12 protein-coding genes and 2 pseudogenes are annotated in these 15,310 nt (G+C 69.0%); 7 read left to right on the forward strand and 7 right to left on the reverse strand.

The genetic code is table 11. The features are described from left to right. Nucleotides 1-559 (forward strand): annotated as a pseudogene (locus tag QHF83_RS37535) (hypothetical protein); the annotation flags it as partial. 33 nt (nucleotides 560-592) lie between these two features. On the opposite strand, the gene QHF83_RS37540 reads toward QHF83_RS37535, so the two are convergent. Next, a complete protein-coding gene (locus QHF83_RS37540; RefSeq protein WP_282422865.1) occupies nucleotides 593-1,525 on the reverse strand; it encodes a lysophospholipid acyltransferase family protein in 933 nt (310 codons plus the stop codon). Nucleotides 1,526-1,623: 98 nt separating this feature from the next. On the opposite strand from QHF83_RS37540, the gene QHF83_RS37545 reads away from it, so the two are divergent. Continuing rightward, the gene (locus QHF83_RS37545) at nucleotides 1,624-2,676 is read left to right on the forward strand and encodes an NAD-dependent epimerase/dehydratase family protein (protein ID WP_282422866.1); all 1,053 of its coding nucleotides are present in this window, start codon (nucleotides 1,624-1,626) and stop codon (nucleotides 2,674-2,676) included. Between the two features lie 77 nt (nucleotides 2,677-2,753). Further along, a complete protein-coding gene (locus QHF83_RS37550; RefSeq protein ID WP_282422867.1) occupies nucleotides 2,754-5,264 on the forward strand; it encodes a DUF5916 domain-containing protein in 2,511 nt (836 codons plus the stop codon). Nucleotides 5,265-5,383: 119 nt separating this feature from the next. Here the strand turns inward: QHF83_RS37550 and QHF83_RS37555 are convergent, their stop codons facing one another. From QHF83_RS37555 to QHF83_RS37570, 4 genes and pseudogenes are all read right to left on the reverse strand, one after another. Then, nucleotides 5,384-6,958: a hypothetical protein gene (locus QHF83_RS37555; RefSeq protein WP_282422868.1), complete on the reverse strand. Its 1,575-nt coding sequence runs from the start codon at nucleotides 6,956-6,958 to the stop codon at nucleotides 5,384-5,386. Nucleotides 6,959-7,022: 64 nt separating this feature from the next. Continuing rightward, nucleotides 7,023-7,208, reverse strand: a pseudogene (locus tag QHF83_RS37560) (Rdx family protein); the annotation flags it as partial. Nucleotides 7,209-7,312: 104 nt separating this feature from the next. Then, entirely contained in the window at nucleotides 7,313-8,692 is a 1,380-nt protein-coding gene (locus tag QHF83_RS37565; RefSeq protein ID WP_282422869.1) for a hypothetical protein, read from the reverse strand. Continuing rightward, on the reverse strand, nucleotides 8,689-9,594 hold the full coding sequence (locus QHF83_RS37570; RefSeq protein ID WP_282422870.1) for a lysophospholipid acyltransferase family protein: 906 nt from the start codon (nucleotides 9,592-9,594) through the stop codon (nucleotides 8,689-8,691). The genes QHF83_RS37565 and QHF83_RS37570 overlap by 4 nt, the downstream gene beginning before the upstream one ends. Before the next feature lie 167 nt (nucleotides 9,595-9,761). On the opposite strand from QHF83_RS37570, the gene QHF83_RS37575 reads away from it, so the two are divergent. Beyond that, complete coding sequence (locus tag QHF83_RS37575) at nucleotides 9,762-10,250, forward strand: hypothetical protein (RefSeq protein ID WP_282422871.1); 489 nt, start codon at nucleotides 9,762-9,764, stop codon at nucleotides 10,248-10,250. On the opposite strand, the gene QHF83_RS37580 is transcribed toward QHF83_RS37575, so the two are convergent. After that, nucleotides 10,247-10,873, reverse strand: a complete 627-nt coding sequence (locus tag QHF83_RS37580; protein WP_282422872.1) for a DUF192 domain-containing protein — start codon at nucleotides 10,871-10,873, stop codon at nucleotides 10,247-10,249. The genes QHF83_RS37575 and QHF83_RS37580 overlap by 4 nt on opposite strands. Nucleotides 10,874-10,950: 77 nt before the next feature. Here QHF83_RS37580 and QHF83_RS37585 point away from each other — a divergent pair, with 77 nt between their 5' ends. The 3 genes from QHF83_RS37585 to QHF83_RS37595 all read left to right on the forward strand — a co-directional run bounded on the left by QHF83_RS37585 (nucleotide 10,951) and on the right by QHF83_RS37595 (nucleotide 14,009). Further along, a complete protein-coding gene (locus QHF83_RS37585) occupies nucleotides 10,951-11,775 on the forward strand; it encodes a peptidylprolyl isomerase (RefSeq protein ID WP_282422873.1) in 825 nt (274 codons plus the stop codon). Between the two features lie 66 nt (nucleotides 11,776-11,841). Next, a complete protein-coding gene (locus QHF83_RS37590) occupies nucleotides 11,842-12,393 on the forward strand; it encodes a hypothetical protein (RefSeq protein WP_272424686.1) in 552 nt (183 codons plus the stop codon). Beyond that, complete coding sequence (locus QHF83_RS37595; protein ID WP_282422874.1) at nucleotides 12,384-14,009, forward strand: putative metal-binding motif-containing protein; 1,626 nt, start codon at nucleotides 12,384-12,386, stop codon at nucleotides 14,007-14,009. The genes QHF83_RS37590 and QHF83_RS37595 overlap by 10 nt, the downstream gene beginning before the upstream one ends. Before the next feature lie 335 nt (nucleotides 14,010-14,344). Here QHF83_RS37595 and QHF83_RS37600 read toward each other — a convergent pair whose 3' ends face one another. Further along, a complete protein-coding gene (locus QHF83_RS37600) occupies nucleotides 14,345-15,304 on the reverse strand; it encodes a hydroxymethylglutaryl-CoA lyase (protein WP_282422875.1) in 960 nt (319 codons plus the stop codon). Between the last annotated feature and the right edge of the window lie 6 nt (nucleotides 15,305-15,310).

A 15,310-nucleotide genomic window follows, 5' to 3' on the forward strand; every position in this document is an offset into this window, starting at 1 on the left:
TGCGTACGCGAGGGCAACCGCGCCGCCGCCGCCGCCTGCGCACGCGGGGCCGTCCACGCCGCCGCCTGCTGCGGTCCCCACGCCGTCCGCGCCGCCGCCTGCGGTCGCTCCGCCGCCCGCGGCTCCGACGTGGCAGCCCCCGAACGACAACGAGCCGACGCCCATCGCGCCCGCGGCGGCCTTGGCTGCGCCTCCGCCGATGGTCGTGGCGCCTCCGGCATACGTCCAGGCCGAGCCGGCTCCCCAGCCTGCGTACGTGGATCCGCAAGCGCAGCAGCAGCAGGCGTACGCGCAGCAGCAGCCCGCGCAGACGCCGGAAGAGGCGTACGCGCAGCAGCAGGCGTACGCAGCGTACTACGCGCAGCAGCAGGCCTATGCGCAACAGCAAGCCGCGCAAACGCCGGAGGCGTACGCGCAGCAGCAGGCGTACGCGGCGTACTACGCGCAGCAGCAGGCGTACGCGCAGCAGCAGCAGGCGTACGCGCAGCAGCAAGCCGCGCAGCAGCCGGCCCAGGGCGAAGAGCTCGAAGAGGCCGAGCTCCTCGACGACGAATCCTGATGAGCTCGAGGGGGCGGTCCCGCCGCCCCCGCCTCACCAGAACACCGACCTCCGCTCCTTCAGCCCGCGGTTCAACATCGACTGGATGGTCGCCTTCACGCGGAGGACCTTCTCTTCGATGATCGCGTCGTCGTCGTCGGGATCGCCGTCGAAGCGCATGGGCTCGCCGAACGTGATCCTGTAGCGCGTGGGCAAGGGGAGGATCCCGCCCGGCAAGAGGAGCTGCGGCAGGATCGGAAAGCTCGGCAAGTGCAGCGTCTTCGCCACGCGACGGAGATTGCCGAGCGAGACGTACTGCTCCTCCGCGCCGATCACGGCCACGGGCACGATCGGCGTGTTCGTCTCGAGCGCAAGGCGCATGAAGCCGAGCCCGAAGTCCGTGAGCTTGTAGCGCTCGGCGAACGTCTTCGTCACGCCCCGCACGCCCTCGGGGAACACGAGGATCGCCTCGCCGAGCTCGAGCAGCCGGCGCGCGTTCTCGGGCACGCCCACGACCTGCCCCACACGCGAGAAGAACGTCGAGACGAACGGGAGCGTCTGCGACCACTTCTCCACCATGCTCCGCACGATGCGCGGCGGCTCCGCGTCGAGGAACATCGAGGCCGCGATGATCACGCCGTCCATCGGGATCTGCCCCGAATGGTTCGCCACGAGCAGGACACGCGACGCGGGCACGCGCTCGATCCCGCTGACGATCGTGCGGAAGTAGAACCGGTGGAAGAACGCCGTGACACCGATCGCGTACTTCGCCCACTCCGGATCGAGCCCGAAGGGATCGACGCCGCCGCCTCCCAAGGGGATCGGGACACGACGCAGGCGCTCCTCGAAGTCGCGGCCGAGCAGCTTGATCCCGAGCTCGCCGATTCCGTCTTGGGCGACGCCGAGGGCCGAGCGCGCGATCGGGAAGGCCTCGTGCGTCGCGAAGGTCGAGAGCCTGCCGAGGGTGCGCGCTGCTGCATCCAGCATGCATGCGAACGTAGCAAACCGAGGGCAACGCAGCACAGCGTGAAGTGCTTGACGTGACGTGCTCCCGAGCTTCACGGTGAGCATCGGGGATCGGGGGGATGAGCGTGACGAACGGGGGAGGCGAAGCGACGCGCATCGCGCCGCGGCTCACGATGCGGCCGCCGCGCAGGGCGAGCGTGAGCGTGGATGGGGACTCTTTACGCGAGCCGAGCGTGGAGAGTGATCGTTCGCATTTGCCGGTGCTCATCACGGGCATCTGCGGGCGGCTCGGGCGCAGGCTCGCCCGGCACCTGCACCGCGAGCGGCCGGTGATCGGCATCGATCGTCGATCGTTTGAGGGCAAACCGAAGGACATCGTCCATCACCAGCTCGACATCCGCCGCAAGAAGACGCAGGACGTCTTCCGCCACGAGCGACTCGCCGCCGTCGTGCACCTCGGCGTCATGCACGATCCGCGCGAGAGCCAGGTCGAGCACCACAGCTGGAACGTCGTCGGCCTGCAGCGCCTCCTCGAGTACGTCGCGCACTACGACATTCCGAAGCTCGTCGTTCTTTCGAGCGCCAACGTGTACGGCCCTCGCCCGGACAACCCGCAGTTCCTCACGGAGGACGCGCCTCTCCTCGGCGGGGCCTCGTTCAGCGAGATCCGCGATCTCATCGAGGTCGACATGCTCGCGCAGTCGTTCTTCTGGAAGAGGCCGCGCACCGAGACCGTGATCCTCCGACCCGTCCACATCCTCGGCGCCGTGCGCAACGCGCCTTCGAACTACCTGCGCTTGCCCGTCATCCCCACGCTGCTCGGCTTCGATCCGATGGTGCAAGTCATCCACCAGGACGACGTCGTCAGCGCCATCGCCCGCGCGCTCATGCCGGGCGCGCGCGGCATCTACAACATCGCGGGGCCGCCGCCGCTGCCCTTGTCGCGCCTCGTCGGCATGACCGGACGCTCGCGTGTCGCCATCCCGCATGGGATCGCGCAGGGCGTCGTCCGCAAGCTCTGGCAGTACCGGGCCACCTCGTTCCCCGCGCCGGAGATCGATCACATCCGCTACGTGTGCATGGTCGACGACACGCGCGCGCGAAACGATCTCGGCTACGCGCCCACGCACGATCTCGCGCAGACCGTGGCCGCGATCGACGACGTCTGCTGAGGCGCCGCGGCTCTCCGCGCGCATCCGCCGTCCGTCCGGGCGTCACGCGGTGATACGTTCGGCGTCCATCTCCCGCCATGTCTCTCCTGCCCGCGCTTTTCGCGGTGACCACCCAGGTGGCCACGCCGCACCTCACCGCGACGCGCGTCTCCACGCCACCGGTCCTCGACGGCCGCCTCGACGAGCTCACCTGGAAACGCGCCAAGGGCAGCGACGCCTTCACGCAGAAGCTCCCCACGCCCGGCGACAAACCGCGTTACCGCACGCTCGTGCGCGTCGTGTACGATGACGAGGCCGTCTACGTCGGCATCGACTGCGAGCAGACGGACGACGAGATCATCGCGCGCCTCACGCGGCGCGATCGCCAGGTCGAGGCCGACGCCGTGACGGTCACGCTCGACACGCGCGGTGATGGCCGGAGCGCGCTCGAGTTCGAAGTCAACGCGGCCGGCGTCCTCTCCGACGCGCTGCGCTTCAACGACACCGAGATCTCGCGCGAGTGGGACGAAATCTGGGACGCGCGCACCGCGCGCACCAAACACGGCTGGTCGGCCGAGTTCAAGATCCCGCTCCGGATCCTGCGCTTTCGCGATCTACCCACGCAGAGCTTCGGCCTGCAGGTCCGTCGCCGCGTCTCCATGCTGCAGGAGGTCGACGAGTGGACGTTCATCCCGCGCGACGCCGGCGGCGAAGTGTCGCGCTACGGCAAGCTCGACGGCCTCTCCGGCCTCCGGCCCAAGGCCGCGCTCGAGCTCAGGCCCTTCCTCGTCGGCGCTCTCCGCTACAGCGAGAGCGAGGCCGAGAGCCGCGGCGCCGGCGTGTTCCCCGCGGGCTCGGCGGGGCTCGATCTGAAGTGGCATCCCTCGCAGAGCCTCACCCTCGACGCCACGATCTTCCCGGACTTCGGTCAGGTCGAGGCCGACCAGGTCGTCCTCAACCTCAGCAACTTCGAACGGTTTTTCCCGGAACGCAGGCCGTTTTTCCTGGAGGGCTCGGACAACCTCGCGACGCCCTTCAAGCTCGTCTACACGCGCAGGATCGGCCGCGCGCCGGGCACGCCGGCCGTGCGCGACGACGAGGAAGCCGTGGGATCTTCGACGCCGGCCACGGTGTACGCCGCGGCGAAGCTCTCGGGCGAACTCGCGGAGGGCGTGTCGGCATTCGAGCTGCTCGGCGTCACCGCGCCCGTCCTCGTCGACGTGAAGCGCGGTGACGGCAGCTTCGTCTCGCGCGTCGCCGAGCCGCTCGCCGCGTTCAAGGTCCTTCGCCTCCGCAAGGACTTCGGCCCTCGCGCCTCGCTCGGCTTCATGGCCACGGCGAAGAGCCGCTTCGAGACGCCGTCCGCGTACCCCACCGTCGGGGCCGCTTCTGGCAGCGGCCAAACGCGCGTGCTTTGTCCCAAGGAACAACTCGTCGCGCAGGGCGCGCGTTGCTTCCACGACGCCTACGTGGCGGGCGTCGACGGCCGCTGGCGTTCGCCCGGCGGCGAGTACGTGATCAGCGGACAAGCCATCGCCTCGCTCGTGCATGACGGCCCGCCGCGCACCCTGCCCGACGGCACCGTCATCTCTTCCGGCGACATCGGCCCTGCGGTGCAGGCGCGTGTCGCGAAGGAGGGCGGCAAGCACTGGACCTTCAACGCCGAGTACGCCGGGCATGGCCGCAAGGTCGACTACAACGACGTCGGCTACATGCAGCGGCAGAACCTCCACGCGTTCACCGCGTCCGTCCGCTACCGGACGCTCGATCCGTGGTGGGTGACGCTCGAGACCGAGACGTTCGTCGACGCGGTCGAGCGCGACACGCTCGACTGGCTCACGCAGGAGCGCATGCTCGTGCTCGGCAACTACACGCGCTGGGCGAACTTCTGGGAGAGCTTCACCGCCATCCACGCCAAGCCCTCGCGCTTCGACGATCGCGAGGTCGGCGATGGCACGGCGCTCGAGCGCGCGCCCCTCTTCGGCGGCGAGCTCTGGGTCGCGACCGATGGCCGGCGCCTCGTGAACGGCGAGGCGTGGGTGATGGTCCAGGGCATCGAGACCGGCATCAACGTGGAAGCCGACGGCCGTTTGTCCGTGCGTATCCTGCCGCAGCTCGACCTCGATCTGATCCCGACCTTCCTCTACACGCGCGGCGAGCCGCGGTACGTCACGACGATCGGCGCGGGCCACGTCTTCGGCCGACTGCGGGCGCAGAGCCTCGGGCTCACGATGCGCGCGACGTACACGTTCACGCCGCGGCTATCGCTCCAGGCCTACGCGCAGGCCTTCCTCGAAGCGCAGAGCTTCGACGGCTTCACCCTTTCGAAGGCGCGTGGACCGGGCAAGGTCGCGCGCCTCGCGGAGCTCCTGCCGTTCGGATCGCCGCTCGACGACGATCCCGACTGGGAGGGCGGATCGATCAACGCGAACATCGTCCTGCGCTGGGAGTACCGGCTCGGCTCGACGTTGTTCCTCGTGTACACGCACGCGCAAGGCGACGGACGCGCGCCTCTCGGCCGGCGCGCAGCGGGCTTCGACTTCGGATGGCTCGGCCCCCGCGCCTCCGAAGAAACGTTGCTGGCCAAACTATCTTACTGGTGGGGCTGAAATCTCTTGCATCGACCGCATCGCGGTCGATGCACCCGAGGTCCAGGGCTGGCCCTGGTCCGGGTCGAGGGGCGGACAGCCCCTCGTCGGGTCCGGGGTGAAACCCCGGCGCTACGCCGTCAGAGCCCGGTACACGCCGCCGGCGTCGGATTCGCCTTGCAGTACGCGGCGTCCTTCGGCGCGCCCACGATGAGCATCGCGTCTTGCGACACGAGCCTCGGGCGTGAGTTCGTCACGGCCTTGCATGTCTTGCCGTCGGACGTCTGCGGCTCGGCGAGCGCACACACGCCGGCCTCGTTCGGCACGCTCCAGGCTTGCCCCGTCGGATAGACGAGGTTCATCGAGTACTGCCCTTCCGGCAGGCAGCCGTAGACGATGTCGAACGGGCGCCCGAAGCGCGCCGCGAGGCTCTGCTTCAAGGCCTCTTCATCGGCGATGATCGCCGTCCCGTCTGCGGCCGTCTTGCGGCTCAGCACGAACACGCCCTTCTTCGATGCATCGACCGGATCGATGCAGATCGCTGCTGGCCGCACCGCGACCGTCACCTCGGGCTCGGCCGACTGGAACGGCGGGTTCATCGGATCCGGCATCGCGGGCGGCAGCTTCGTCGCCGTGAGCAGCAGGTTCTTCAGGAGCGTCAGCCCCTGCATGATCACGCGCGGCCGCGCTTGCGTCTCGATGCGCTTGTCGTTTGCGAGCCGCGGCGCGTTGATCTTCGAGAACACGGACGTCGGGTAGAGCTGCGGCACGTTCGCCGACTCGACCACGTGATCCTCGTTGTTGAGCAGGCCGTCGCCGTTCACGTCCTCGACCGCCATGTAGAGCGTCGCGGCGGGATCCTTCACGGGCATGAAAAACGGCGTGATGGCGGCTGCGTCGATCTCGGTCGGATCGACGCCCGCCGAGAACGTGATGCGGATGAACGACGCGTCGTTCGGGGGGAACGTGGCGAACTCGAAGTCCGACGGCACCACGACCTTGCGCGGATCGGTGTTGCCCGCGACGCTGTCGTCCACGGCCGACGGGTAAAACACGGGGCGTTCGAGCGGGAGCACTTGCCCGAGCGTCACGCCGACGCCGGGCACGTGCACGCCGACCGGCGGGATCACGAGGTTTCCCTTGCCGTCGGGCTCGCCGACGTTGACCTCCGTGTACTCTGGCGCCGCGCCCATGAGCACCTCGGCTGCGTTGTCGATCGCGCCGCCGCCCACGTCGCCGGCCGTCGGCAGGTTCGAGATGGAGAAGGCCGGGTTGAAGTCGCCATCGCGATCGTAAAACCCGCGGAACTGGTACGTCCCGCCGCTCAGCGGCGCGATCGTCCACGTTCCGCTCGCGGTGACGTTCGGCGCCGAAGGATCGGGGCAGCGGAGCTTGCCGTCCTTGTCGAAGACGAGTTTGTCGCGGATGCTCGCGAAGAGCACGTCCCCCGGGATCGCGTCGAGGCTCGCGGCGCCCGTGCCGAGGCCCGAGGGCGGCGGCAGGAGGCGCTTGTCGAACGCGAGCACGACGGCCGCGCCGACGACCCGGCCGTTCTCCGTGCACGGCGGCGGACCCGCGTAGGTCAGCGTTCCTTCGACGACGCCCGCCGGACCGCTGAACCCGGGGATATCTGGGACGAAGGTGTCGAGATCGCCGCACCCGGCGAGCGCGAGGAGCAGCAAGGCAGGGAAGGGAAGCGCGAGGGAGCGGCGCATCCAGGATAGGGGACCTCATCGACGCACGGCCGTCAAGCCGCGGCCGGTTTGTCGCTCGCGGCGGTCAGCCGGCCGCGCGCTTCGACATGGCGTCGAGCACCTCCTGGATCTCCGGGAACCGCCCTGCCGACTGCTTCGAGAAGATCAGCTCGCCGTCGACGATCACGTCGAACTGACTGGGCTTTCCGATCTCGAGCTTGCTGTCGACGTCGAACGCATCCTTGATGGCGGCCGCGAAACTCACGGCCCGGGGCTTGTAGTTTCAGACGTGGCAGTACTTGATCACGACGTTCATGGAGGCCTCCTCGGAAATCCATGGATGCAGCCGCGGGCGAGCGCAAGGGGCAAGCCGCTTCACGCCGAAGGACGTTCGTCTCTCGCGAGCCAGAGAGCGAGGGCGACCGTGAACACGAGCGCCGTGGCCGCGACGAGGACGCCGCGCGTACGCTTGCCGCGTGAACGTGCGCGCGGCTTCTCGCGCGCTTTTTCCGCCGTGGGACGAACCTCGGGCGGCTTCTGCGTGGGCGCCGAGAGCGTGCCGGGCTCGCCGTCCGCGGGCAGATCCTCGCGGTCGAAGATCGCGTCCTCGGCGAGCGCGCGTCGCACGTCCCGGTCGAGCCAGTGCGAGATCCACATGCGTTTGCCTTCGGGGAGCCCGAGCGCGCGGAGCCGTTCGGGTGTCATGGCGCGCGCGACATCCTCCGCTTTTGCCTCGAAATCGTGCAGCAGACGCGCCGATGCGGGCGGATCCTTCCACACGTACCGCGAGGGCCCGACGAGCACGACGTGCGTGCGGCGCGCGGGCGTGCGCGGCGGCTTGAACGCGAGATCCGCGGAGAACTTCCAGCCCTCGTCCGTCCGCGGGAACTGCCGCGCGCGGAGGGTCGTCACGACACACCTCGAGAGCTCGCGCGTCGTCTCATCGCCGTCACGCTCGCCCGGGGATCGCAACGATGCCGTGTCGCCTTTCGGCCGGATCGAAGCCTCGATCGTCACCTTCGTGGCCTCGGGGCGATGTTCGAGGAACCGCTCGTAACAATCGAGGATCGGCCCGCTCCGCGCGCGGAGGACACGCGCGATCGCCTCGCTGCTCGGCGCCACGGCTTTCGGTTCGGCCCGCACCGACTCCACCACGAGCGGGAGCACCGCGCCTTCCTGCGCTTCGTCCGGAGGTGGCTCCGCGCGCGGCGGTTCGCGACGCGCGACGATCACGCGAGGCGTGTCGAACGAGACGTGCGCGGCCGGCGTCATGATCTCCAGCGAGCCTCCCGGCGGCGTGACCACGTCGAGCACGGCGAACGAAAAATTCCGATCCACGTAGCTCTTCGTCCACGCCGCGTCGAACGGCTGCTCGCCCGCGGAGGGGCCGACGACGAAGCCCGAGAGCGTCGATCGCTCCATCACCCACGCGGCCGGAGGCGCCGGCGCGCGTCCGCGGGTGCGTCGCTCGTACGGTTCGACGAGCGCATGCACGAGCGCGGCGAGATCGAGCTTCGGGAGCGGCTCGATCGTCGGCGTACTCGGCGTCGGCAAGCCGAGGAGCACGCGCGGCGCGGCGGGCGCGAGGCGCGCGGCGTAGAGCACGTGCTCACGCCCGCTCGCCTCGTCGTGACTCACGATCACGTAGTCCTCGTGCACCACCGGCGACGGCGTCGCGCCGCCCACGGCCACCGCGCTCGCCGGGGAGGCGAGGGCCACGATCGAGAGCGCGACGAGCGGCGCGAGCGTCTTCATGAGGCCGGGAACAAGCCGTGGCGCCCTTGCAGCTTCAGATCGTTCATCGTCCGCTGCATCGCGCTTCGTACGCGTTCGAAAAGATCCTCCACCGCGTCGGGATCCTCGGCCGCGGAGGGCGGCAGATCGGTGCGGATCGGCGCGAGGATCCGCGTGTGGATTTTCACGGGCGGCGGCAGGTGCGGCAGCGGAATGCCCGCGATGATCCCCCACGGCAGCGCCACGCCGAGCGGCGCCACGTTCGATCGCGCGAGCATCGGCAGCTTGAGCGCCTCCGCGATGCGCCGCCCATCGGTCCAGATGTAGAGCGAGTGATGCGCGCCCACGCTCACCACGGGCACGATCGGCACCTGGTGCCTGAGCGCCGTGCGCACGAAGCCGCGGCGCTTGCCGAACTCGATCTCGTAGCGTCGCGAGAACGGCTTGCACGCGTCGATGTCGCCGCCCGGGAACACGAGCACCGCCGCACCTCGATCGAGCGCGCGCGCCGCGTTGTCGGGGCTCGCCGCGATCGCGCCCGCGGCGTTCAGCCACGCGCCCGCGCCGGGGAAGCGGAACGGCACGTCGTGCATCAGCCCGTACGAGACACGCGCGGGCGAGTAAAGCCTCCAGAACGCGAGCATGTGACAGAACATGTCCGGCGTTCCGGTCATCGCGTTGTGGTTGCCGACCACGAGCGCGGGCCCGGGATCGAACGGCTCTTCGAGCTCGGTCTCGGCGCGGAAGTAGTGGTCGTAGAGCATCCCGAGCAGCGGCATCGCGCGCTCGATGAAGCGCGGATCGCGAGCCTCGAGATCATTCGGGCGCACCTTCGCGCGCGCCTTCTCCGCGAGCGCGGCGAGCCCGTCTTTCAGCGCGTCGACGGGAGGGACTGGCTCATGTGGAACGACGAAAGCAACCACGCATTCCTCGTATACCGAAACCAACAAAAGCGTGCCAAGACCCGCGCCTTGCGTTGGCTTCGAAAGCCGTCGCGCGCCTCGCCCCTTCGTCCTTTTTTCCTCGAATTCGTGCGACGATGGCTCGTCGATACCCCGGCGCCGCGCCCCATCGCGCGGCAGGAGGATTCATGATGTCCGCGCGTTCGATCTTCGCCGTCGCTTGCTCTTTTCTCGCGCTCAACGTGTTCGCTTGCGCCAAAGGTTCGACCGGCGGCGTGGGCGGCGGAGGCGGCGAGGGAGGCGACGACTGGGGTGGTCCTGGACCCGGCTCGAGTTCGAGCAGCAGCGGCTCGGGTGGCAGCGGCGGGAGCGGCGGCGGCGTCCCCATGACCACCTGCGACATGACCACGTCCGACTGCTCCACGTGCTCCGTGTGTTCGCGCGAGAGCGCCGACGGCCTCTGCTTGTCCGAGTACGGAGCCTGCGCCGACAGCCTCGATTGTAGTGACTTCGTCACGTGCATCGACGGGTGCGCGGATGGCGACACGGCCTGCTTCACGAGCTGCGAGTCGGCTTACCCGACCGGGGCGAACCTCTTCAACCAGTACGCCTCGTGCGTGATCTGCAACGACTGCTTCGTGCGCTGTGACGGCGCGAGCGCCTGCAGCGCGCCCTAGATCCCTTCGAGCCGCACCTTCTGGCCGGCGCGCACTCCATGCCGCCGGCAGTACCCCGCGTTCACCTCGACCACGTAACGCGACGGACACGGCACCGAGAACGTCGAGTCGTTCATCGTCGGCGTGTTCTCCTCGATCCCCACGATCGTGCCGTCCGCGTCCACGAACAGCATGTCGAGCGGGATGCACGTGTTGTGCATCCAGAACTGGTGCACCTCGTTCCGCTCGAAGACGAAGATCATCCCGCGCTCCTCGTCCATGTGCTTGCGGTACATGAGCCCGCGGGCGCGCTCGTGATCCCGCTGCGCGATCTCCACGGTGACCGTCTGGTCCTTCACGTCGGCGAACACCACCTTGCCCTCGCGCAGCACGGGCGGCTTGGCGAGATCGTCGGGCGGACACGCCGGATCGGGGCCCGGTTGCGCGAGCGTGCGCTTGGGTTTGTCCTCGGTCGGGTGGATGCACCGCGCCTTCGAGGGGCGATTTTCCGAGGCCTGGGCTTCTTGCCCGATCGGCTCGGGGCGCGCGTCGCGCGTGGGCGGTACCGGCTCCTCCACGCGCGGCTCGCAGGCGACGACCAGAAACCCGAGCGACAGGGCGATGCAGAGCTTCGTGACGGCCATGGCTCGGGCCCCTTCGTAGCACGATGCGAGCCCGCGCTTGACCTTCGCCTCGCCTCGCCGCAAGGGAAAGATCTCCTATGAAACTTCCCTCGATCCAAAGCCCTGCTTTCGCCGCCTTCGCCGCGGCTTCTGCCCTGGTCGTCACCGCCCTCGCGAGCGGCTGTGAGTCGAGCCCTCCCGAGCCCACGGCGGCCCCCGAACGCAAGACCGATGGGCTGATCCAGAACAAGGAAGCGCCCGGCCAGCCCGAGAAGAGCGCCCGGCCGCGCATCCAGCTGCCGAAGCCCACGAAGAAGAAGGTCTCGGCCAAGCCCGTTGCCGAGGTCAAGCCGAGCGAGGACGATCCGGTCAAGGGCAAGTGGACCCTCGCCGACGCCACGAAAGGCCTGCCCGCGGGCAAGAGCCTCGTGGCCACCATCGAGACGGACCAGGGCAACCTCGAGTGCACGCTCTTCGAGGACAAGGCGCCCATCACCGTCGCGAACTTCGTCGGCCTCGCGCGCGGCGTTCGCCCGTGGAAGACGCCCGAGGGCAAGTGGGAGAAGAAGCCCGCCTACGACGGCACGATCTTCCACCGCATCATCAAGGGCTTCATGATCCAGGGCGGCGACGCCAAGAAGAACGGCTCGGGCGAGGCCGGGTACGTGATCCCCGACGAGGTCTGGGAGGACGCGAACCACGATCGTCCCGGCCTTTTGTGCATGGCGAACCGCGGGCCGAACACGAACAGCGCGCAGTTCTTCATCACGGACGAGGCGGCGTTCCACCTCGACGGCGGCTACACGATCTTCGGCGAGTGCGCGCCGGTGGACGTCGTGCACAAGATCGCCTCCGTTCCCGTGGTCCGCGAGAAGCCGGAGAACCCGCCCGTCATCAAGAAGGTCACCGTCACCCGCAAGTGATCTTTTCTGCGCCGATCCCGCCTCGTCCTCGCGGCGCGCGCGAAAAAATTCGGTTACGCTTCGGGCATGCAGAAGCGGCTTATCTTGGTAGCCGCCGCGCTTGGCCTCATCGTCCCGGCCGCGGGTCTCGGCGGGTGCGGCAGCTCGATCGTGCGGGAGACGGAGGGCCAGGGCGGCGGCGGCGGCGAGGGCGGGGACTCCTCGAGCAGCACCGCGACGGGCCCCATCTGGGACGCGGGCAAGGACGCGTTCGACGAATACATCGATCCCGGTTGCCCCTCCACGCCGCCGCCGATCGAGGACTTCCAGTGTGATCCCTTCGATCAGCTGAACAGCGGCTGTTTCCCCGGCGATGGGTGCTTCATCTTCGTCTCGTACCCGAGCGAACCCTGCGGCCAGGAGGTCTACGGCGCGTTCTGCGCGCCCGCGGGCTCCGGCGTGCAGGGGGATCCGTGCGGCAGCAACACGGGCCTCTGGTGCGCGGCGGGGTTTGCCTGCGTCGTGACCGGCTCGGGCACGCAGTGTGTTCAGCTCTGTCCGCTCGATGGAAACGACGGCTGCCCGTCCGGCCTCGTGTGCGAGCCGATCGACGTCGAAGGGTTCGGCGGATGCCTGTGAAGCGTTTGCGGAAGGCGCGCGGCGGACGAAGCCTGATCGGACTCTCACTCGCCGCGCTCTCGGGCACGTTGGTGGCCGCGGGGATCGTGGCGGGCGGCTGCGGCGCGCGCACGCCGCTCGACGTCGGCCCGCCCCAGCCTCCTTGCTTCGTCGACTCGGATTGTCCCGGCCACAAGAACCTCTGCGAGCCCGTCTACTGCGACCTCGCAGCGGGCGCGGAGGCGGGCGCCCCGCGGAACGGCGGCCTCTGCGTCGATCTGCCGCCCATCGTTTGCGACGACAACGATCCCTGCACGGACGACGCGTGCGTCCCGAAGACGGGGCAGTGCACGTACGAGATCGCCACGCGGGACAACGACGGCGACGGCTTCCGCGGCCCGCGCCCCGGCACGCAGCCGGGTGATCCGAACGCGTGCGGCGACGACTGCGACGACAAGAGCGAGCTCGCGTATCCAGGCGGCACGGAGGTCTGCGACGGCGTCGACAACGACTGCAACGGCGTCGTCGACGACGGCGCGACGTACATCCCGCTCCTCAACGAGCCCATCCGCCTCTCGGGCGACATCGCGCCCGCAGGCACCGGCGGCCTCGCGTGGAGCGGGACCTCGTACGCGGCGGCGTACACGGGCACGGTCTCCGGCTTCTCGATGCGCCTCAACATGCTCGCGCCGACCGGTGTCCCGCTCGGCCCCGAGGCGCCGATCGTCTTCCAGAACGGCGACAACGCGGGCGGCCCGATCGTGTGGGTCGGCGATCGATACGGCATCGCGTGGCAGGATCGTCGCAGCGGCGACTACGAGGTGTACTTCACGCTGCTCGACGAGAGCGGCGCGAAGGTCCTGCCCGACACGCGTCTCTCCTTCGCCGAGGGTTTTTCGATCAACGTGTCGCTCGGCTGGACCGGCGGCGAGTTCATCGTCGCGTGGCAAGACGAGCGTGAGGGCCTCTTCGATCTCTACGCGCAGCGCCTCTCCATCGACGGCGCTCCGATCGGCGGGAACGTGAAGCTCACGCAGGCCTTCAACGTGGGCAACGAAGCGCCGCAGATGGCGGCCGGCCTCTCGTCGATCGGCGTCGCCTGGGCGCCCGGCGACGCGCTCCAGCACTTCATCCAGTTCCAGGTCTTCAACCAGGATCTCACGCCGCGATCGCAGGCCGTCTCGCTCACGCAGGGGAGCAGCGACTCGGTCTACCCCACGGTCGTCTGGAACCAAGATCGGTACGTCGTGGCGTGGTTCGACAAGACGGCAAACCCCAAGGCCATCTACGGCGCCGTCGTGGACGAGGACGGCAACATCCTCGTCGAGCCCAAGGCGCTCACGAACCCAGGCTCCTTCCGCTCGCGTTACCCGAGCCTCAAGGCCCTCGGCGATCGCGTGCTGCTCGTCTACGCCGACGATCGCGATCAAAACGACGGCTACGAGCTCTACGCGCTCATGCTCGACCAGAGCCTGAACCCCTCCGGCCCCGAGCAACGCGTCACGTTCGCCAAGCGCGACAGCATCTACCCGATCGCCACATTCGGCCCCGACGGCAACGTCGGCATCCTCTTCCGCGACGACCGCGAAGGCGATCAACACGTGTTCTTCACGCGGCTCGGCTGCATCGTGCCTTAGGCCGCCGCGCCGGGGCGCCGCCCCGGACCCCGCGGGGGGCTGTTCGCCCCTCGACCCGAACCAGGGCAAGCCCTGGACTCGGGTTGGAAGAACCGCGCGATGCGCGGTTCTTCCACAGGCCGGTGGCAAGACCACAGACAGCGTTGCCGATCGAAATGTCAGCGCGGCTGTCTTGATGGGCGGCGTTGTTGCTGATCTTGCCTCGGCCTGTTCGATGAACTGCGCATCGCGCAGTTCATCGACCCCGGGTCCAGCGCTTGCGCTGGTCCGGGTCCAGGGGCGGATAGCCCCTGGTGGGGCCTGGGGCAACGCCCCAGCGCAGCGGCGGCCCGAGGTCAGCTCGGCCGACGCCGGAATGCGCCGGCTTTGTGCACCTTGCCTGGCAGCGGGCGACCGAGCACTCGCTCGGCGACGTTGCCTGCTTCGATGAGTTTGTCGAGGTCGATCCCCGTCTCGATCCCCATCCCGTGCAGCATGTACACGAGATCCTCCGTCGCCACGTTTCCTGCGGCGCCCGGCGCGTAGGGACAACCTCCGAGACCTCCCACCGACGCGTCGAAGTCACGCACGCCGAGCTCGAGCCCGACCAAGATGTTCGCGAGCGCCGTCCCGCGTGTGTCGTGCAGGTGCAGCGCGAATTGATCCACCCGCATCGCGTCGAGACAACGCAGCACGATGTCGCGCGTCTGCTTTGGCGTCCCCACGCCGATCGTGTCGCCCAGTGACACCTGGTAGCAGCCGAGCTCCAGGAGCTTCTTCGTGATCTCGACGCTGCGCTCCGCGGACACCGGGCCCTCGTATGGACATCCCCACACCGTCGACACGTACCCGCGCACGCGCAGGCCTGCTTCGATCGCTGGCGGCACGATCTCCGAGAACACCCCCAGCGTCCGATCGATCGACTTGTTGATGTTCTTCTGGTTGTGGGTCTCGCTCGCGCTCATGAAGACCGCGATCTCGCCGAGCCCCGTGGCCAGTGCGCGCTCGAGACCCTTTGCGTTCGGGCAGAGCGCGCTGAACGTCACGCCCTCGGGCGGCCGCATCTCGCGCGCCAGATCCTCCGCGTCGGCGAGCTGTGGCACCCACTTCGGCGACACGAAGCTCGTGATCTCGAGCCGCTTCACGCCAGCTGCGACGAGTGCGGCGACGAGCTGCTTCTTCGCGTCGAGCGGGACGACCACGGCCTCGTTCTGCAGGCCGTCACGCGGGCTCACCTCGTAGATCGACACCCGATCGGGCGTGTGGGCGAACAGATCGTGCGGGGCGACGCTCGAGCTCGAGGGGCGATCCGTCATGGGGTG

The organism is Polyangium sp. 15x6, assembly GCF_029960785.1.
Taxonomy (GTDB): domain Bacteria; phylum Myxococcota_A; class Polyangia; order Polyangiales; family Polyangiaceae; genus Polyangium.

Bases quoted from the DNA above. Each gene is read 5' to 3' on its own strand.
- QHF83_RS37595 (WP_282422874.1), top strand. From the start codon at position 12,384: ATGCCTGTGAAGCGTTTGCGGAAGGCGCGCGGCGGACGAAGCCTGATC.
- QHF83_RS37590 (WP_272424686.1), top strand. From the start codon at position 11,842: ATGCAGAAGCGGCTTATCTTGGTAGCCGCCGCGCTTGGCCTCATCGTC.
- QHF83_RS37585 (WP_282422873.1), top strand. From the start codon at position 10,951: ATGAAACTTCCCTCGATCCAAAGCCCTGCTTTCGCCGCCTTCGCCGCG.
- QHF83_RS37580 (WP_282422872.1), bottom strand. From the start codon at position 10,873: ATGGCCGTCACGAAGCTCTGCATCGCCCTGTCGCTCGGGTTTCTGGTC.
- QHF83_RS37545 (WP_282422866.1), top strand. From the start codon at position 1,624: ATGAGCGTGACGAACGGGGGAGGCGAAGCGACGCGCATCGCGCCGCGG.
- QHF83_RS37555 (WP_282422868.1), bottom strand. From the start codon at position 6,958: ATGCGCCGCTCCCTCGCGCTTCCCTTCCCTGCCTTGCTGCTCCTCGCG.
- QHF83_RS37540 (WP_282422865.1), bottom strand. From the start codon at position 1,525: ATGCTGGATGCAGCAGCGCGCACCCTCGGCAGGCTCTCGACCTTCGCG.
- QHF83_RS37600 (WP_282422875.1), bottom strand. From the start codon at position 15,304: ATGACGGATCGCCCCTCGAGCTCGAGCGTCGCCCCGCACGATCTGTTC.
- QHF83_RS37565 (WP_282422869.1), bottom strand. From the start codon at position 8,692: ATGAAGACGCTCGCGCCGCTCGTCGCGCTCTCGATCGTGGCCCTCGCC.
- QHF83_RS37575 (WP_282422871.1), top strand. From the start codon at position 9,762: ATGATGTCCGCGCGTTCGATCTTCGCCGTCGCTTGCTCTTTTCTCGCG.
- QHF83_RS37550 (WP_282422867.1), top strand. From the start codon at position 2,754: ATGTCTCTCCTGCCCGCGCTTTTCGCGGTGACCACCCAGGTGGCCACG.